Consider the following 18,085-nt stretch of genomic DNA (forward strand, 5'->3'; position numbering starts at 1 on the left):
CCGGGTGCACCCGCGCCCGCGCCGGTCTGCCCGGCCGCAGCCCCGCCGGCCGCGCCGCCCGCATTGGCCGATCCCGCCGGGTTCCCGGCGAGCAAATCCTGCAGCGCCGCGGACAGGGACGTATCCATGTACACCTGTTGGTTGAAGTCGATGATGACCCGCTGCAGCTGCGGCAAGGAGTTCTGGCGGTTGGCGACCAGGTACACCGGCTCGATGTAGAGCACCGCCCGGCCCACCGGGATGAGGAGCAAATCCCCCCGCACCACCTGCGACCCTTGCTGGTTCCACAGCGTGAGCTGCTGCGAGATGGCCGGGTTGGCGTCAATCTGGTTCTCCGCCTGCATCGGCCCGGTCACCCACTCCGACTGCGGGAACTGGTAGAGCGTCAGGCGGCCGTAAGACCCCGGCTCGTTGTCGGCGATGAACCACCCGTTCAGGTTGTCCTTGTTGGCCGGCGTGAACAATACGCTCACCACGAAGTGCGGCCGCGCCTGGTCCGGCATGCGGATTTCCTGGTACACCGGCGGGCGCTGCGTCACCTGGTTCTGCTGGTAGATCTGGTTGGCGATGGCCCACAGGTCCTCTTGGTTGTAGAACGCCGCCGGATCGGTCATGTGGTAGCGCGTCAATGCCTGCGCCTGCACCTGGAACAAATCGGTCGGATACCGGAAGTGGGCCGCCACGTCGGCCGGCACCTTGGTGGTAAACAGCCCAGGATAGATGCGCATCCATGTCCGGATGAGCGGGTCCGTCGGGTCCACCACGTAGAACGTGGTCTTGCCGGTGTAGGCGTCCACCACCACCTTGACCGAGTTGCGGATGTAGGCCGTGCCCATCTCCGGCTGGGCGTACGGGATGTTGGGCGTCTGGGTGTAAGCGTCGAACATCCACTGGATGTGGCCGCGGCCGTCGATGAACGCGAACGCGTCGTGATCGTAACGGAGGAACGGCGCGATGTCCGCCGCCCGCCGGTAGATGTTGCGGTCAAACAGGTACAGCGACTTGGTCGTCAGTTGATCCGACGTGTAAAAGCGCAAGGTACCCAGTTCCAGCGTGAGCAGCCAGCGGTTGCCGTACACCGGCAGGCCGTACCCGCCCTGGTAGTGGGAGGCGTGATCCTCCGATCCGACCGGGTAGTCGAACTCGGGCTGCTTGGACGGGGCGATGACGTCGTTGTCCATCAGCCCGAAGTAAATCTCCGGGCGGGTGATGCGCGGGATAGGCGGTTGGGTCTCCTGGGGTGTGTTTTTCGCCCACATCACCGGCAGGCCGTCGGCGGTGAACTGATTCACCGGGCTGATGGCTATGCCGTACCCGTGGGTGTACACCAGCGTCCGGTTGACCCACGTCTGCACCGGCACCTGGTCCACGTTCATCTCCCGCACTGAGCTGTAGACGGTGGCTTGGCCGTAGCGGTCCACCTGCGCGGGCGTGAACTGGAAGTAGCTCTTGAAGCTCTGCAACTGGTTGAAGATGGCTGTCGTCTGCCCCTGGTCGTTGACGCGGACGTTGTCCAGCGCATTCTTCTCCCGCGCCACGTCCGCCGCGGTGAGCCGGTCCGAGGGCACGAACGGCTTCGCCGTGACGTGATCGATCCCGACCGCCCAGCGGGTGGCGTCGATGGTGTACCCGATGTACGGCAGCTCGACGATGTTCTGGTTCGGGTGCACGTACAGCCCGTTGACAAGGCCGTTGACCAGCGCGCGGACGACCACCAATCCGACGTACGCGGCGAACGCCCCGATGGGCAACTTCCAGCCGCGGGCGCGCAGGCGGACAAAGCCGTCCCGCAGTGCCAGGACCCGGTACGGCTGCGCGGCGAGCACCGCGAACGCCGCCGCCACCACGAGGAGCGCCAGCACTTCAAGCCGCGAGAACACCGGCAGCGTCAGGCGGGCGGTGACGAAGTCCGGCCCGAACAAGAACGTGCCGTTGCCGGACGTCAGCAACAATTCATAGCGGGCCAGCCAAGCGAGCGCCGCCAGGCAGAGGAAGATGAACGCGCCGATGCCCATCAGCACCCGGACCTGGGCGGCAATCCGCTGTCCCAAAGGCGGCCCGGCGGTGATGAACGCCTGGCGCGCGAAGAGGGCGAGCAAAGCGACGACGCGCGGGACGGCAAAGAGCACGGCCGTCCCCAGCAGCCGGCCGACGATGCCGGTCAAGACCGGCAGGTCGTACACGTAGAACGCATCGTCAAGGTGCAGGAGCGGATCGCGCCGGTGAAACGGCACGTGCTGGAAGAACGCGTACCAGGTGCTCGCGTCGATGGTCCACATGCCGTAGCCGATGCCCCAGCCTGCCACCGCAGCGGCATAGACCAGGCCACGGTACAAAAAGCGCGGCAACACCCCGGAGAGCGGCCGCACGGCCACCCAGCCGAGCCAGGCGTAGACGATGGCCCCGCCATAACGAAACGCAAGCTCCAGCCACAGGTTCTTCAAATAGACGAAGCCGTAGCCGAGCGCGGCGTGTTCGCGATAGAGGAACAAAAGGTGCAAGAAGGTCTGGATGAACGAGATAAGGACAATGAGGAGGAACACCAACAGGGCGAAACGGCTCACCCGCCGCTGCCACCGCTGGAACGGTTGCGCGAAGCTTTCGGGAAACACGACCATGCCGACGACCCCGTCTCCACTCCGACTTCACAGGCAGTGCGCACGGACGCGCGGATCCGGTGTCCACGCCCCGCGCCGCGTACCATGGAAATCCGTGTCAACCTGCGCCAAAACGAAACCTTGGCAAAAATTGCTCAGCGCAATTTGATTGTACTTCAGCCGCGCAACAGCCGCAAGGTGAGCACATATTGGAACAGAAACTCGAACGCCTCCAGGTAGCGTTTGGCTGCGGCAGGTGTATCACCCCAGGCGTAGATGCCGTGGTTGCGGACAAGCACCCCTGGCACGCCGGGCCGGACGGCGGCCAACACCGCGTCGGCCAAGGCGGGGATGTCGTGCAAGTTCTCGACGATGGGCACCTGGATGCAGGCGTCTGGCTCCCAGTGATCGAGCGCTTTGAGCAGCTCATGGCCCGCGATGGACACCGCGCCCTCCGCGAAATACACCTCGCTTGCCAGATTGTTGTACACCGTATGCACGTGGAGGATGCAGCCGCAGCTGAGCGCCTGGTAGAGCTTCGTGTGCACGATGGTCTCCGCGGACGGCCTGTGAGACGGATCCACCGCATCCAGCACGCGCAGCTCGCTGTCCACGTAGATGACGTCCGGCGGCGTCAGGTGTTGCTTGTCGGCACCGCTGCGCGTGATGGCCAGCGCCAGCGGGTGTTGGCGCACGCACACGGACAGATTGCCGCTCGTGGCCGGCAACCAGCCTTTCGCCGCCAGCTCGTCCGCCAGCGCGCACAACACCTGCGGCGCATCGCGCCACGGGGTCAAGGTTTCCGCCAAAAGTCGTCCCCTCCCCGCGCGAGTTCGGTCAACCCGCGCACAATGTCGTGAAAGTCGTCAAACGCAGCGTGCGGCAATCCCTCTTCCGCACAGGCGCGCAAGAGTCCCGCCCGGGCGAAGACAAAGTCGGCCATGCGCGCCGCCTTGAGGTCGGTCACCCCGTCGCCGATCACGATCCGCCGCGCGGCGCCTTGGCCGTACCGCCGGAGAACCGACGGTTTGCACAGCCCGCAGCCGCCGTCGCACAGCTCGTCGCACGGCTCGGACCAGACGACGCGCAGGCGCTCACCGCTTGTGTCGATGTGGTTGCGAAAGACGCGCAGCTTGTCCCGGTACGGAGCGAGCGCCGGATCGACGAAGAAATCGAAGCCCCCGCTGACCACGGAGAGCGGCCAGCCGCGCGCGGCGCAGAACGCCACGAACTCGGCGAAACCGGCGCGGATGCGCACCGTCTCGCGGGCAAAGCGGGCCACCTCGGGGAAGCGGACGCTCGGGATGAGCGCGAACATGCGCCCCACGCCTTCCGCCACGCTCATCCGCCGCTCGGTGACCGCCTGGATGAGCGGCTCGGCCTCCGCGGGGACGAAGCGGCGCATGATCTGGACAATCATGTCGTTCTCCGAGATGGTGCCGTCGAAGTCGCAGAAGATGGCGACGGAGGGGCTGGCGGCGCCTGGCCTCCCGGCCGCGTCCGTCGCCGCGGCGGGTTCGGGCGCGCGGACCGCAGCCAGTCCCGGCGGGTGCCCTTTCCCGCGCGGCGCCCCGCTCATTCCGCCACCCCCCAGCGGGCGATGGCTTGCGCCAACGGCTCGCTCGCCTGCGCCGCCTCGCGCAGCGGCCGGCCGGAGATGGCCGCTTGGACGGCCGCGACGAACGCCTGGCCCCCTGCCGTCGCCCCGCCGGGGTGGCCGTGGATGGCGCCGCCCGCGTTGACAATGAAATCGGTGCCGAAGTCGCGGAGCAGAACCGGCACCATGCCGGGGTGGATACCGGCCGACGGCGCGGGCAGACAAGGTTTGTGCGGCGACGGGCCGCGCAGGGCGCCAAGGACCGCTGCACCCTCTTCCTTGGCGAGCGTGACGGAGCCGTACGGTGACGGGTAGATGACGATGTCCGCCCCCGCCAGCCGCAGCAGTTGCCCGAGCACGATGCTGGCGGCGATGCCGTGGCGGGGTGCGGCGTACAGAGCGCCCGCGACGGCCGGGTGAGCCATGATGGGTACCTGGATGGCGGGGTCGGCCGCGAGTTCCTGCAGGATGTCCAAGCCGTAAGCGAACACGTTGAACAACAATGCGCCGGCGCCAAGGTCCGCCAGGCGGCGGGCGCGATCGCGCAGCTCATACGTGGGCCCGGTCAGGTTGACGGCGTACGCCACCTTGCGCCCGGTGGTCCCGGCCACGCGCTCTGCCGCGCGGACGTACGCCGCGACGCGCGCCTCCGGGGTCGCCAGCTGCTCGCTGAAGAAAATTTCGTCGTCCTTGATGAGGTCGACGCCGCCCAAGGCCTGCTCGGTAAAGTGCTCGACGAGGGCATCGAGCGGCATGCCGATGCACGACTTGAAGATGCTCATGATGAGCGGCCGCCCCTCGACGCCAAGGCGCTGGCGGACGCCGGCGACGCCGAACTTGGGCCCCGGAAACTGGCGGACGAACGCCTCGGGGAGGCGCAGGCCGACCAGCTTGATGTCGCCGTCCATCGACAGCTTGCCGAAGACTGTGGTCAACAGCGCCGGGATGCGCGGCGTGAGGTTGCGCACCGGATACCCGACTTCAATTTCGGCCAGGATGGAGCCGTCTTGGTGTTCCGCGAGAATGCGCGTCTCGCCCACCGTCCCGCAGTAGGGTTTCAGCTGTGCTTGGCGGGCTGCCGGGAGATCGGTCCATGACCCGACCGTCAACCCGACGGCGATAGACTCGGCGCGCTTGCGCAAGTCCTTGTCCCGGGTTACCAGCCGGTATGTCGCAACGATGTAGTCCGGTCCGATGGATGGCGAGTTCGTGCCGGACAGATGTGTCATGGTGTCGGTCACCTTCCTTTGTGCAAAGAAGCGCGGCCTATGGAAGCAGCGCGGACAAGCCCGATGGGAGCGCCGCCCAGGGCGCGATCCCAGGCGACGGCGACCGCATGCCGGCTGACGCGCCCCCGGACGGGCGCTATCGACACCGGCACAATGGCGTGCGGTGCCTCCAAGGTCCGGTGCGGCCAACACCGGCGCGCCGGACGATGCAAACAAAAACGGCCTCTTTCTCACGCTGAAAGAGGCGATGCCTTCAATGTAGCATGGCCGAATAGGGGTGTCAATGCAACAGCCTCTGAATCTCTTCCAACTTGGTTGGCGGCAATCCGGTGATGTCGGCCACTTCGTCGACCGAAGCACCCCGTGCAAACAGTTTTTTCGCAACCTGGATTGCCATTTCCTCCCGTCCTTCTTCACGCCCTTCTTGAAACAGTTCCTCCACGAGCTTCGACACGCGCCTCAACTCCCTTCGCAACCGTAATCGTTGCGTTTCGTCCAGTGCCTGATCCGCGAATGTCAGCATCGCACTGACTACGAGATCACGCTCGATGTCATCAGACACCATCGCTGCGAGTGCCAACACACGGTCAAACGCTTGGTGATGGTCGCGCACCTGCATATTCATGGCCAGAGCCAAGCGCAGTCTGTCTTCAGGTTCCCAAATGCCCGTGAGCAGATGCTTCTCCACCGCATTCAATGCTTCATCTCCATTTAACCGCGACAGAAATACGTTTTCCACCCTGTACACGGCAACGCCGATGTCGAGCTGCGAGGGCGCGGCCATCACATTCGCATGGTACAACACTACGGTACGGATTCGTGCCTGGTACAGATGCGCCAGCCGCGCATCGTATTCGAGAAACCGGTGCAGCGTCGGTTCGCGCTTGCTTTGAAACTCCAGGTGAAAGAGTTGTCCGTCCTGCATTCGCCACACCTTGTCCATACGCAATGTACTCGCGGGCAACTCGGTGGGAACCGGTTCTGTCAATTCAACACCCTGGATCCCGAACGCAGACAATGCATCCTTGGACAAGGAGCGAGTGAGAGCTTTCATCAGCGTATCTTGCCCAACCATTCACCCACCTCTTTCATGGCTTGAAGTATACGCGGGAGAGTCGCACTGGGTCCATGATGCCGGGCAAGCGTACATATCGCTTTGAAAACTGTTCCACGTCGGATGACGCCTGTGGCAACCAACGGGGTTTCGGGTTATGATGGGCAGCGAAGCGCCTGCTGGGCGCAGACCGATTTGAGTAGCCTAAATAGGAGGAACCACCCTTGGCCATTCTCGTCACAGGCGGAACGGGATACATCGGCAGCCATACGTGCGTGGCGTTGCTGGATGCAGGATATGACGTGGTCGTGCTTGATAACCTCGTGAACAGCAAGCGCACCGTGATGGAACGCATCGAGGAAATCACCGGCAAGAAGGTGCCGTTTGCCGCTGCGGACCTCCTCCATCGCGATGCGGTGAGGCGCGTGTTCGCGGAGTATCCGATTGACGGAGTCATTCACTTCGCGGGCCTCAAGGCGGTGGGTGAATCGGTGCGCCAGCCGCTGCGCTACTATCACAACAACGTCACCGGTACTCTCGTTTTGTGCGACGTGATGCAGGAGTTCGGGGTACGGCGCCTGGTGTTCAGCTCGTCCGCCACCGTGTACGGAGCGCAGGACAAGGTGCCGTTTGTGGAGGACATGCCCAAGCAGCCGGTCAACCCGTACGGGCGGACGAAAGCCATGATTGAAGACATTCTGACCGACCTGGCCCGTGCCGACGATCGATGGAGCATCGCCCTGTTACGCTACTTCAACCCGGTGGGGGCTCATCCGTCCGGCCGGATGGGTGAAGACCCTAACGGCATCCCGAACAACCTGATGCCGTACATCACTCAGGTGGCCATTGGCAAGCTGAAGGAGCTGTCCGTCTTCGGCGGCGATTATCCTACCAAGGACGGTACCGGCGTGCGCGACTACATCCATGTCATGGACTTAGCCGCCGGGCACGTGAAGGCGCTGGAGTGGACGGCCCAACATCAGGGAGCCGACGCGTTCAACCTGGGAACGGGCGTCGGGTACAGCGTGCTCGAGGTGATCCAGGCGTTCGAAAAGGCGTCCGGGGTCAAGATCCCGTACCGAATCACGGAGCGGCGTCCGGGCGACGTGGCGGTCAGTTACGCCGATCCGACGAAGGCCGCACGGGTCCTTGGCTGGCGCGCGACGCGCGGGCTCGAAGAAATGTGCGCGGACGCCTGGCGATGGCAGGTCCAGAACCCCCGCGGGTATGAGGAATAAGCAGCGGCACGAAAAAAGGTTCACGGTGGCCAGGCGCCGACCTCGCCGCCCTGGCCGCCGTGGAACACGATGATTCTATTCACTCGATGGTGATTTGGTGTTCACTCGACTAAGAGCCCGCGCATGCGGGGACGTCTTCAAAATACAGTTCCAGGGCTTCACGCAGGTTGTCGAGCGCTTGCTCCACTGTCTCGCCCTGACTTGCCACCTCCACCTCCAAACACCGAGCGACGTACCATTTACCGTCCTTCGTCACGGCCGCTGTCAGCCGTAACGGTCTGGTTTCGTTCATCCTGACCATCCTCCGTGTTGCGAGAGAAACACGACCTGTTTCCTGAGTTTCGGATACATCATACCATGCATAACACACGCAATCAGGAGGGTGATCCGTTCCTGACTCCTGGTCCCCTAAAAATGCAATGTCGGATACGCGGACAGACGGCAGCCCAAACGGCAATAACTCACCCGCCGACCTCGCCGCCCTGGCCGCCGTGGAACACGCGCAGGATGAATGCGCGCGCCGGCACCTGTTGCTCGTGGTACGAGCGCAGGAACGCCCGGTTGTCATACGGAACCTCGCGGCACTCGACCTCCATCCCTTGCCCGGTGATATGCACCAGTCCGTACCGGGCGACAGGCCTGTCGCAACACCCCAGCGCACCGGGGTTGAAATACAAGCGACGCTCGGTCCGAAACAGGTGCACGGGATGGTGGTGACCGAACGCCACCAGTTCCGCCGGATGGTCCTGGTACAGCTCATCCAGCTTTTCGCCCGACGGCGCCCAGTCCACCGGCAAGAATTGTTGGCCCGCGTCCAAATGATAATGGACAAAATGGCACACGCGGCCGTGGAACGACAAGGTCATGCTGCGCGGCAGCCGCGCGAGCAGAGGCACAAACCGCTTATCCATCCTGTCCGCAATCCACTGGTGATGCTCCAATTCCTCCCCGTGGCTCTGCGGCGGCCGGCCCAGGCACAAGGCCAGCACCGCATCTTCATGGTTGCCCGACACCATGGATACGTCGTCCCGCGAAAAGAGAGCCTCCAACACCTCGTTTGTGTCGGGCCCAATCGCAATCATGTCTCCCAAGCACACGATGCGTTCGACCATGCCCAGACCATCGATCTCGTCCAAGACCGCGCGCAAGGCAGGATAGTTCCCGTGCACATCGGTGAGCACGGCGAGGACCGTCTCCACGCCATCCATCCCCCTTGGCTGTGCGCATTCAGGCCGCATCCACGCCCTCCCTGCGGGTGCCGTTCAATCCGCCCGCAGCGCTTCCACAGGGTGCAGGCGCGCCGCGCGCGAAGCTGGCGCCCAACCGGCGACAAGCGAGGCCGCGACGCCAAACCCTATCCCCAAAACCGCCAGCCACACGGGCATCACGAACAAAGCTTGCGTGGCATGAGCGAACTGGCGGGTCATGGCGTTGGCAAGCCACCCCGCGCCGCCGCCCACGGCCACCCCCGCGACACCTCCCGCGGCGCCGATGACCGCCGCTTCCACCAGAAACAGCCGCGCGATGTCCCGCCGCCGCGCGCCCACGGCGCGCAGAATGCCAATTTCCCGCCGCCGCTCCAGCACAGACATGCTGAGCACAACCCCAATCATCAACCCGGCGACGACCAGCGCAATCCCGCCGATGACCCCGAGCCCAGCCTGGATGACGGCAAACGCCTTGGTGATGGATTTCAGGATGTCCTGCACTGTGGTCGTGCCGTAGCCGAGCTTGCCAATCCGCTCTGCGAGCGGCGATACGTCGTCGATGGAACGGGCGATCACGACCGCCCCCGGATACGCCACCGGTCGACCCGCGCCCGCCTGGCCCGGCGGCAGACCCCCGTGATTTCCTCCAGCTGGCCCGGCGCTACCACCCCCACCGCCGCCGATGGTTTCCATCCAGCGCAGCGCCTGCGGATAAGACACATACGAAAACGCCGTTCCCTGCACAATTCCGATCACGCGCAGCTGCACCGGCACCATGCTGGCCGCTGGCGTGAACGCACCGCCGCCGAGCACGTTCCCCGTCATGCCCTGGACCTCGACATCCACCGCCTTCCCGATGAGCGACTGCGGCGACGCCTGCTTCCCGCCACCCGCGCCGGTTGTGGCACCGCCCGCGCCGCCCGTACCACTGCCACCGGCCGTACCGCCGCTCAACAGCGCCTTGGCGGTGCTCTCCGCCAACACCAGTCCGCCGGCCGCCGGCCAACGTCCGGCTGCGAGCGTGGGCAGCAAACCCTCCGTGTGCCAGAGCGATGCGGGCGGCAGGTTCACCACGTCCGCTTCCACTTGCGTGCCGCTCCGCGTCAAGCGTGCGACGAACGTCGCCGTCGCATAAGCCGCCTTCGCACCCGGAAGCGCCGCCAGGCGCCGCAATGCGTCCGGCGTGATGGGCGTCTGCGGGCCGCTTGCCGCAAGCCCGCCAAACCCGCTCCCGCCCGTCTGCCGGTACGGCGACACGGTGATGGATGTCAGCGGCCCGAGCGTCGCCAAGCCCCGCACCACGCCCGACTTCAGTCCCGCCCCGATGCCGATGAGCAGGACCATCGCGGCCACGCCGATGGCAATGCCGCTGCCGGTCAGCACCGCCCGGCCCAACCGCCGCCGTACCGCCGACGCAGCAAGGCGCAGGATGGCCTGAAAGCCCACCGCGGACCGGCCGGCCGCCGCCTCGGGTGCCCCGCGGCCCACCGCGGCAGGTGCAGCCGGACCTGCCTCTGCCGACGTATCTGTCATCTGTACACCTGGACTCCGGGTAGCCGCCGCAGCCGCAGCCGCCTGCGGCGGGCGCCGCCATTCATCCGACTGAATGCGCCCGTCGCGGATGCGGACGACCCGATCCGCATAGGCCACAAACTCCTCGTTGTGCGTGACGACGACAACCGTCCGCCCGTCCTCGTGCGCCACTTGAGCCAACAGGGCCATGATCTCATGGCCGCTCTGGCTGTCGAGGTTGCCCGTCGGTTCGTCGGCGAGCAAAAGCGGCGGGTTCAGCGCCAGCGCCCGCGCCACCGCCACCCGCTGCGCCTGCCCGCCCGACAGCTCGCCCGGTCGGTGCAAGGCGCGATCGCCAAGGCCAAAGCGGTTGAGCAGCGCCTCCGCGCGTTGGCGGCGCAGCGGTGCCGGCACCCCCGCGAGCAACATCGGCAACTCCACGTTTTCGCGCGCGGTCAGCGTCGGCAAGAGGTGAAACGACTGAAACACAAACCCGACCGCCGTGCGCCGGTACGCGGCCAACTCATCCGCCTTCATGCGGGTGATGTCGCGCCCCAGCGCCAGAATCTGGCCCCCGGACACCCGGTCCATGCCGCCCATCAGGTGCAACAACGTGGACTTGCCCCCGCCCGAAGGGCCGAGGATGCAGGTCAAGGTCCCCGGATACAGCTCAAGAGACACGTCGGCCGCGGCCACAATGTCCTCGCTGCCGCGGCGGTAATGTTTCCTCACCCCGCGCAAGATGAGCACAGGCTCGACCCCTGCCGCACCAGCGCCGTCCCCGCCGCTCACGCCGACGTCTGCCGGCAAAGGGTCTGCGTCATGGCCGCTGTTGCCGTGACGTGTTTCAGACATCGTTCGCGTCCCCTTCCCGGCGCGTCATCGCACCCCCGATGAGCCCCGCGATGAGGCCGAGCACGCCCATCTCGAGTACAGCGGCCACCACCGCCAAGACGTGCGCCCACGTCGAATTGGAGATTTCCACCGCGCGCGCCACTTGGTCGGGCGGCAGATTCGTCCCTTTGAACACCGAGGCGTCGATGTGGATGAAAAAGCCGGCGAGCGCCTCGACAAACCCGTAGACGGCACCGGTCAGCGCCCCTGTCCACATCGGCTTGCCACCCTGCCGCTTCGCCGCCCGGCCGGCCAAGAACGCCCATACCAAGAAGACCGCGTCGAGCACCAAACCCACGATGGTATGCACCTGCGACGGGTGCCCGCCAAAGGCGATGGACACGATACAGGCAATCAGGCCAAGCACCACAGCCCCCACGACGTATGTACGGATTGCATTCACATCCGCTCTTCCTTTCCATGATATGATGATGGTGATGTTGCCACTCATTGTACACCAGGGGACGGATTTTCACAGCCTGTTTGCACGCTTGCACCGCCTGGACAGGCGCAGACAGGTGTCATACAATGCAGATAATCCATATTGGATATCTTGTAATTCGGAGGAGGATGGCGCGTGGCGAAGATCACCATCCGCAAGACCGGTCAGGTCATCGCAGGCGAGGACGCGGTGCGCGCGTTTTTGAACGGTCAAGGCGTCTACTACGACCATTGGGATCTGCAACCCATCCCTGCACACCTGCGCGACAAGTTCGTGCTGTCCCAGGAGGAGCAAGCGGAGATCCTGAAAGCCCTCGAACCGCAGATCCAGGCGCTCGCGCAGGCCCGCGGCTACGTGAAATGGGACATGGTCGCCCTCTCCGAAGCGACGCCCAACCTGGAGGAGCTGCTCAAGAAGTTCGAGCAGGTGCACACCCACAGCGAGGACGAGGTGCGGGCCATCACCGCGGGCAGCGGCATCTTCATCATTAAAGGCAAGCCAGACGTCGGCTACTTCAACGTGGAGCTCGTGCCGGGCGACGTCATCTCCGTACCGGAGAACACGCCGCACTTCTTCACCTTGACAAGCGAGCGCAAGGTGGTTGCCGTGCGCCTGTTCATCGATCCGTCCGGCTGGGTCGCTCACCCGTATGAAGACCCTGAGTTCGCGACAGCCTGAGTGAAAGCAGCGGAGGCGGCCTGGCGCCGCCCCGCTTGTCTTCCCGCGGGCCACGGGCCTCGCGGCCGTATTCAGAAAGGCAGGTCCGACATGTCGAACCCTTCTGTTTCTGCGCGCATCGTCCTCCAACGCCAACGCCGCCGGCGCTTGGAAGCCGGCCACCCTTGGGTGTACCAGACCGAAGTCGAGCGCATCGAGGGAGATCCGACCCCGGGCGATCTCGTCGACATCGTCAACCACCAGGGGGTGTTCCTCGCGCGCGGTTACATCAATCCGCGGTCACAGATCGTCGCCCGCGTCCTCACCTACGACGCCGGCGAGGTCATCGACCGCGCGTTCTTTACGCGCCGCATTGCCGCCGCCTGGGCGCACCGCGGCCGCTTCCTTCCCGCCACCGGCGCCTGCCGCGCCGTATACGGCGAAGCGGACTTCCTCCCCGGCCTCATCGTCGACAAGTACGGCGACGTGCTCGTCGTGCAGATCCTGGCCCTCGGCATGGAGGTCCGCAAGGACGATATCCTCGCCGCACTGATGGAAGTCTTTCGCCCGCGCGGCATCCTCTTGCGCAACGACGTGCCGGTGCGCAGCCTCGAAGGTCTGCCGCTCGAGACCACCGTGTGGGCCGGCGAGGTGCCGCCGGAGGTCGTGATTGAAGAAAACGGCCTCCAATTCATCGTCGATGTGCAAGCCGGCCACAAGACAGGCTACTTTTTCGACCAGCGCGACAACCGCGCCGCCATCCGGCCGCTCATGACCGGTTGGGGAGCAGAGCACGGACGCACCCCCCAAGATGGCGATCCGTTTTGGGACGGCGCCGAGGTGCTCGACGCGTTCTGCCACACCGGCGCGTTCGCCGTGCACGCCCTCGCCTACGGGGCGCGGCGCGTGATCGCCGTGGACATCTCGGAGCCCGCCCTTGCCGTCGGGCGGCGCAACGCGGAGCTCAACGGCGTGGCGGACCGGGTGCAGTGGGTGGCCGCCAACGCCTTCGACTACCTGCGCGAGCTGGAGCGGGCGGGCCGGCGCTTTGACGTGGTCATCCTCGATCCGCCCGCGTTCGCCAAATCGCGTCATGCCCTGGAAGGGGCCATCCGCGGATACAAGGAGATCAACCTGCGCGGGATGAAGCTCACCCGCGACGGCGGGTACCTGGTCACCAGCAGCTGTTCCTTCCACATGCGGCCGGATTTGTTCCGCGAGACCATCCTCGACGCCGCGGTGGACGCGCACAAGGTCCTGCGCCTGGTGCACTGGTCGGGCGCCGGCAAGGACCACCCGGAGATTGAAGGCGTGCCGGAAGGCCACTACCTCAAGTTTGCCATCTACGAGGTGCGCAGCCGGCGGTGAAGAGGTGACGCCGGTCCCCTCGTTTCGCGCATCTTCCCGCGCACCCGTCTTTGGCAGCCGTCCCTGCCGCATCCTCACAGCAGATGCTGTTCGCGCAACTTCGCCCGCACCGCCCGGAGTTCGGCGGCGAGCTTGCGCTCCTTCAAAATGAGCGGGTGCACGCGAACGCGCTTGGTCCGTTTGGTGCGCCGCTTCGGCTTGCGCCAGCCGCGCGGTCCGAACACGCGGACGAGGCCAAAGAACACCAGCCCGGCGAGAACCATGCCGAGCAGGGTGCTGTCCGTCATGGTCTGCCCCTCCCTCCCGTTTCGTTGCCGCAGCAAGTCTAGCATCTAGCTTTCCCAACTTGCGGCTCTAGCAAACCTGCGGCCGCACCCGCACTTGCTCCGCCGCCATCCGGTTGGTATCATGGAGCAAAGTTCCTGGAATCTTACAAATCTATGGCGCGGTGAAGAAAAGCGGTGAAGAGAACGTGATCCACGAAGCAGTGCGGGTGATCCATCAGGTCAAGGCGTCCATCGCCCAATCGCTCATCGGCATGGAACGTGCGGTGGAAGAGCTGTTGATGGCGGTGATGGCAGGCGGCCACATCCTGCTTGAGGACGTGCCGGGCGTCGGCAAGACCGCGTTGGCGAAAGCGTTTGCTCGCGAGTTGGGGTTATCGTTCCGGCGCATCCAGTGCACGCCGGACCTGCTGCCTTCCGACATCTTGGGCGGGCTGGTCTACCACCCGCGCACCGGCGAATTCACGCTGCGCAAAGGCCCCATCTTCGCCCACGTGCTGCTCGTCGACGAGATCAACCGCGCCTTGCCGCGCACACAATCGGCCTTGCTCGAAGCGATGGCCGAGGGCCAGGTCACCATCGACGGCGAGACGCACGTGCTGCCACAGCCGTTCTTCGTGATGGCGACACAAAACCCTGTGGAATCGCAGGGCGTGTTTCCGCTGCCGGAAGCGCAGTTGGATCGGTTTTTGTTCAAGACGTCCCTTGGCTACCCGCCCGCGGAGGCCGAGGTGGCCCTGTTGCGGCTGCACCTGGCGGACGGACCGGCGGCGGCGGCTGAGCTCTCCGCCGAGGTCACTCGCCCGAACGGGATAAACAGCGCGACCACGCCCACGCGCGCGGAGAGCGGACCGGTCCCAGACCAAACGGCGGCCGCCGCGGCGGACGTCCCGCCGCGCTGGGCGGTTCTGTGGGCTGCCGTGCGCCAGGTCCGCACCAGCGACGACGTGCTTCGCTACATGGCCGACGTGGTCCGCGCCACGCGCGAACACCCCGATGTGCAGATCGGCGCCAGTCCGCGCGCGCTGATCATGCTGGCCCACGCCGCCCGCGCGGCCGCCGTCATCGCCGGGAGAAGCTTCGTCACCCCAGACGACGTGCAGCGGGTGGCACCGCTTGTCCTCTTCCACCGTTTGGTCTTCCACGGCGCGCCCGATCAACACCCCCACGCGGCTTGGCAGTGGACGCGCGAGCTGCTTGCGACCGTTCCGGTGCCGGTCGACGATGCCGCGGCAGGATGGACCCCATGAGCCTGCTCGTCCTCCTCGGGGTCATCCTCCTGCTCCGCGTGTGGCGGGCGCTGTGGAGCGAACGCGTGTTGCCGAAGCTGCGTGCACAGGTCGAGGTGTCGCGCCATTCGCTGCCGTTTGGCACCGCTTGCACCGTGACCATCACCATCGAAAACGCAAGCCGCCTGCCGGCGCCGCTCGTGGTCTGCGAACTCCCTCTGCCGCCAGGTCTCGGCCTGCATCCACCGCATGTGCCGGCCCACACTGCCGGCGGCGGGACACCGGGCAGCCGTCCGGCCTCCGCGGAAGGCCCCTTTGCGCGGAGCTACCCCGAGCGGCTGTCATTGGCCACCAGCCTGCGCGGGCGAGAGCTGGTGGCCGCCCGTTTCACGGTATACGGGGTGCAACGCGGCGTCCAGCAGCTCGGCGAGCTGACACTCCGCCTCGCCGACGGCCTGACACCACAGCGGGCACACCGTCAGATCCCGGTGCACCGTTTTCTCACCGTGCACCCGCGGCACATCCCGGCTGCCGCCGCCGACGCGGCGATGCAGCGGATAGGCCCGGCCCTCACCCGCCGGAAGTTGTTCGCGACCGCGCAGGACTGGATCGACCTGCGCCCTTACCAACCTGGCGATCCGCTGCGCGACGTCCACTTTGTGTTGAGCGCCCGCCGCGGCGAACTCATGGTGTTGGAGCGGCCGTTGTCCATCGCGGACGAATGGGTGTTGGTGGTCAACGTGGAGCCAAGCCGCGGCGCGATGGGGGGATCGGTGCGCTTGGCCGACGCGGCCATCGAATGTGCTTACGCCATCGCGCTGCGCCTGCTGCGGCGAGAGGCGGACGTGACGGTGTACAGCAACGCCCTTTGGGCGGGGCGCGGGCAGCATCGCGTCCTCAACGCCCGCGGACCGCTGACGTCCGCCGTGTCCCACCGCATCGGCCACGTCCTCGGCCAACTGCCGCACATCCCGCACGTCACGTTCGATCGCCTGCTCGACGAGCTGATCGCGGCCTTGCCGCAGCCGGTGCAGGTGGTGGTCATCACCCCATACCAGGATGAGGGAACCGCCGGGCGGCTGGCCGCCCTGCGCCGGCGTGGCCATGAGGTGGCGGTGGTGCCCGTGGCGGCGACCGCTCCCGGGCCCGGCCAGGATGCGGACGCTCGCAGCAAGCGCGAGGAAGAGGAAGCCCGGCCAGGAAATGCACAGGACACCACGCGACCGATTCGGCAGGAGGTGTCGATCCGGTGAACCATCCCGGCGATGTCCGTACACAGGCTCAACCTGCTTCCACGGACGCGGCTGCGGCCACCACGGCAACGGCTGGCGCGGAGAAGGCCATTCTAGCATCATCGGCCCCGGCGCGGAACCTGCCCGGCTTATGGGCCGATGCATGCCTCGCCGCGGCCACCGCGCTGATTTTCGCCGCCCTCACCTCCCCGCGCTTCCCGTTCGATGCCCCCGCGGAGGTCCTCGCCGCGGCAGGCATCGTCACGTTGACCGCACGCCTTGACCTGCCAAGCCGGCCGGGTCAGGCACGCGGGTCCCGCAAAACGCGGGCTGGCGTCGTCGCGATGACGCTTGCCCTCGCCGCCGCATGGACAGCGACCCGCGGCGGGTTTGCAGCGTTTTGTTGCCTGCTTGCCTGGTCCGTGTTTGCGATCCGCCGCCTCACCGACGCCCGCGATACCATCGACAGCGAGGTGCAGTTTCGGCGGCTGTTCCTCGACGGTGGCGTGATGCTGGCAGGACTGCTGCTTGCCTGGAGTTTCCTGGACAGCGGGAACAGTGGTGCAGGCACGGGGGTTTCAGGCGGGACCATCCCGGCAGGCGGTGCAGGCAGCGCCGCGATGGCCGCAAGCGGCGTTGCCCGCTGGCTGTACCTCGGTGCCGTGGCGTTGCGAGTCGCGGCGCTGCGCCGCGCCCAGATTGAGCTGGCGCGGGAAGCGGGTGCGCAAGACTTCCCCGGGATGGCGCGCGTGCTGGCACCGGCCGGGATGGCGCTCGCCGCAGCAGTGGGGGTGATCCTCAGCCCTGCCTTGCGCCCTTGGTTCATCCTCACGGGCCTGATTGGGATCTTTGTCTGGTGGCTCCTCCGCGAGCGACGTTTGGACGCCTCTTGGCTGGTGCCGTTTTTGCTCTTGTTCCTCATCCCGTTGCTCCAACACATGCGGTGGCGTGCCCTGCCGTGGCTTCCCCAACCGCTCGCCGGCCTCCCGCACCTGAAACAGGCTGCAACGGCGTATCCGCATCCACCTGGTCCGAACCTGAGCGCCCTGTGGACCGGATTGGGATGGTTGCTGCTGCTGGCACTGGTCGCGTACCTCGCATGGAAGTGGCGGCAAGCCGGGCCGCCTGCGGCGGTGAGCGATGATCCGCCGCCGGTCATCGAACGTCGCCGCCTTCCCCGGCGTCCGCCGCACGAACCGGCCGTACCGCCGACGCCAGTCCGGCGGCTCCTGCAGGCATGGTTCGCCGCCGAAGCGGCACGCGGCCGCGTGCGCCGACCCGGCGAGACAGCCGCGCAGTTCGCCGCCCGCTGGCGGGAAGAACAACAGCGGGACACCGCTTCGATTTGGTTGGCAAAGCTCGTCCCGCTGTATGAAGCGGATCGTTACGGAGAGGTGCCTGCGCCGGAAGACGAGGTGGCGCGCATCGCCGAGGCGATGCGTCAAGACGGCGTGCTGCCCCCCGACAGACGCGGCCGGACACCGTGACGCCCTGTCCGCTGCACGAGGCGAGGCCACAACAGGCAGCCGGTTCGTGACAAGCCT

At 66.2% G+C, this 18,085-nt stretch carries 16 protein-coding genes; 6 read left to right on the plus strand and 10 right to left on the minus strand.

Annotation, left to right across the window (positions count from 1 at the left end):
* The 5 genes from IEX97_RS07645 to IEX97_RS07665 form a co-directional block, all read right to left on the minus strand.
* A partial coding sequence (locus tag IEX97_RS07645; protein WP_188882160.1) for a UPF0182 family protein occupies nt 1-2,618 on the minus strand: 2,618 nt, incomplete at its 3' end.
* A gap of 155 nt (nt 2,619-2,773) precedes the next feature.
* Nucleotides 2,774-3,406, minus strand: coding sequence for a methylthioribulose 1-phosphate dehydratase (gene mtnB / locus IEX97_RS07650; RefSeq protein WP_229776624.1), 633 nt, complete (start codon nt 3,404-3,406; stop codon nt 2,774-2,776).
* Complete coding sequence (locus IEX97_RS07655) at nt 3,391-4,176, minus strand: MtnX-like HAD-IB family phosphatase (RefSeq protein WP_188882161.1); 786 nt, start codon at nt 4,174-4,176, stop codon at nt 3,391-3,393. Before IEX97_RS07655 ends, mtnB begins: the two co-directional genes overlap by 16 nt.
* Complete coding sequence (locus tag IEX97_RS07660) at nt 4,173-5,423, minus strand: 2,3-diketo-5-methylthiopentyl-1-phosphate enolase (protein WP_188882162.1); 1,251 nt, start codon at nt 5,421-5,423, stop codon at nt 4,173-4,175. The genes IEX97_RS07655 and IEX97_RS07660 overlap by 4 nt, the downstream gene beginning before the upstream one ends.
* 280 nt (nt 5,424-5,703) lie before the next feature.
* Entirely contained in the window at nt 5,704-6,498 is a 795-nt protein-coding gene (locus IEX97_RS07665) for an RpnC/YadD family protein (protein WP_188882163.1), read from the minus strand.
* A 203-nt stretch (nt 6,499-6,701) separates the two neighbouring features.
* Between IEX97_RS07665 and galE the strand changes: the two genes are divergently transcribed.
* Nucleotides 6,702-7,715, plus strand: a complete 1,014-nt coding sequence (gene galE / locus IEX97_RS07670) for a UDP-glucose 4-epimerase GalE (protein ID WP_188882164.1) — start codon at nt 6,702-6,704, stop codon at nt 7,713-7,715.
* Nucleotides 7,716-7,824: 109 nt separating this feature from the next.
* On the opposite strand, the gene IEX97_RS07675 is transcribed toward galE, so the two are convergent.
* The 4 genes from IEX97_RS07675 to IEX97_RS07690 all read right to left on the minus strand — a co-directional run bounded on the left by IEX97_RS07675 (nt 7,825) and on the right by IEX97_RS07690 (nt 11,732).
* Nucleotides 7,825-8,007: a type II toxin-antitoxin system HicB family antitoxin gene (locus IEX97_RS07675; RefSeq protein ID WP_229776626.1), complete on the minus strand. Its 183-nt coding sequence runs from the start codon at nt 8,005-8,007 to the stop codon at nt 7,825-7,827.
* Between the two features lie 169 nt (nt 8,008-8,176).
* Nucleotides 8,177-8,953: a metallophosphoesterase family protein gene (locus tag IEX97_RS07680; protein WP_229776628.1), complete on the minus strand. Its 777-nt coding sequence runs from the start codon at nt 8,951-8,953 to the stop codon at nt 8,177-8,179.
* Nucleotides 8,954-8,977: 24 nt separating this feature from the next.
* Entirely contained in the window at nt 8,978-11,290 is a 2,313-nt protein-coding gene (locus IEX97_RS07685) for an ABC transporter ATP-binding protein/permease (RefSeq protein ID WP_188882166.1), read from the minus strand.
* On the minus strand, nt 11,283-11,732 hold the full coding sequence (locus tag IEX97_RS07690; protein WP_188882167.1) for a hypothetical protein: 450 nt from the start codon (nt 11,730-11,732) through the stop codon (nt 11,283-11,285). The genes IEX97_RS07685 and IEX97_RS07690 overlap by 8 nt, the downstream gene beginning before the upstream one ends.
* A gap of 174 nt (nt 11,733-11,906) precedes the next feature.
* On the opposite strand from IEX97_RS07690, the gene IEX97_RS07695 reads away from it, so the two are divergent.
* Complete coding sequence (locus IEX97_RS07695) at nt 11,907-12,449, plus strand: 1,2-dihydroxy-3-keto-5-methylthiopentene dioxygenase (protein WP_188882168.1); 543 nt, start codon at nt 11,907-11,909, stop codon at nt 12,447-12,449.
* Nucleotides 12,450-12,539: 90 nt separating this feature from the next.
* Entirely contained in the window at nt 12,540-13,796 is a 1,257-nt protein-coding gene (locus IEX97_RS07700; RefSeq protein WP_188882169.1) for a class I SAM-dependent rRNA methyltransferase, read from the plus strand.
* Between the two features lie 74 nt (nt 13,797-13,870).
* Here IEX97_RS07700 and IEX97_RS07705 read toward each other — a convergent pair whose 3' ends face one another.
* A complete protein-coding gene (locus IEX97_RS07705; protein ID WP_188882170.1) occupies nt 13,871-14,083 on the minus strand; it encodes a hypothetical protein in 213 nt (70 codons plus the stop codon).
* 185 nt (nt 14,084-14,268) lie between these two features.
* On the opposite strand from IEX97_RS07705, the gene IEX97_RS07710 reads away from it, so the two are divergent.
* From IEX97_RS07710 to IEX97_RS07720, 3 genes are read left to right on the plus strand one after another with little or no spacing between them, the layout of a single operon-like run.
* Nucleotides 14,269-15,330, plus strand: coding sequence for an AAA family ATPase (locus tag IEX97_RS07710; RefSeq protein ID WP_229776630.1), 1,062 nt, complete (start codon nt 14,269-14,271; stop codon nt 15,328-15,330).
* The gene (locus IEX97_RS07715) at nt 15,327-16,562 is read left to right on the plus strand and encodes a DUF58 domain-containing protein (RefSeq protein ID WP_188882171.1); all 1,236 of its coding nucleotides are present in this window, start codon (nt 15,327-15,329) and stop codon (nt 16,560-16,562) included. Before IEX97_RS07710 ends, IEX97_RS07715 begins: the two co-directional genes overlap by 4 nt.
* Nucleotides 16,559-18,028 (plus strand): DUF4129 domain-containing protein, encoded by a 1,470-nt coding sequence (locus tag IEX97_RS07720; RefSeq protein WP_188882172.1) that lies wholly within the window; start codon nt 16,559-16,561, stop codon nt 18,026-18,028. Before IEX97_RS07715 ends, IEX97_RS07720 begins: the two co-directional genes overlap by 4 nt.
* Nucleotides 18,029-18,085: the final 57 nt, after the last annotated feature.

This window comes from Paenalicyclobacillus cellulosilyticus (assembly GCF_014647315.1).
In the GTDB taxonomy this organism is placed as follows: Bacteria; Bacillota; Bacilli; order Alicyclobacillales; family Alicyclobacillaceae; genus Alicyclobacillus_J; species Alicyclobacillus_J cellulosilyticus.

Bases quoted from the DNA above. Each gene is read 5' to 3' on its own strand.
- IEX97_RS07705 (WP_188882170.1), bottom strand. From the start codon at position 14,083: ATGACGGACAGCACCCTGCTCGGCATGGTTCTCGCCGGGCTGGTGTTC.
- IEX97_RS07700 (WP_188882169.1), top strand. From the start codon at position 12,540: ATGTCGAACCCTTCTGTTTCTGCGCGCATCGTCCTCCAACGCCAACGC.
- IEX97_RS07660 (WP_188882162.1), bottom strand. From the start codon at position 5,423: ATGACACATCTGTCCGGCACGAACTCGCCATCCATCGGACCGGACTAC.
- IEX97_RS07655 (WP_188882161.1), bottom strand. From the start codon at position 4,176: ATGAGCGGGGCGCCGCGCGGGAAAGGGCACCCGCCGGGACTGGCTGCG.
- IEX97_RS07680 (WP_229776628.1), bottom strand. From the start codon at position 8,953: ATGCGGCCTGAATGCGCACAGCCAAGGGGGATGGATGGCGTGGAGACG.
- IEX97_RS07715 (WP_188882171.1), top strand. From the start codon at position 15,327: ATGAGCCTGCTCGTCCTCCTCGGGGTCATCCTCCTGCTCCGCGTGTGG.
- IEX97_RS07685 (WP_188882166.1), bottom strand. From the start codon at position 11,290: ATGTCTGAAACACGTCACGGCAACAGCGGCCATGACGCAGACCCTTTG.
- IEX97_RS07675 (WP_229776626.1), bottom strand. From the start codon at position 8,007: ATGAACGAAACCAGACCGTTACGGCTGACAGCGGCCGTGACGAAGGAC.
- IEX97_RS07665 (WP_188882163.1), bottom strand. From the start codon at position 6,498: ATGGTTGGGCAAGATACGCTGATGAAAGCTCTCACTCGCTCCTTGTCC.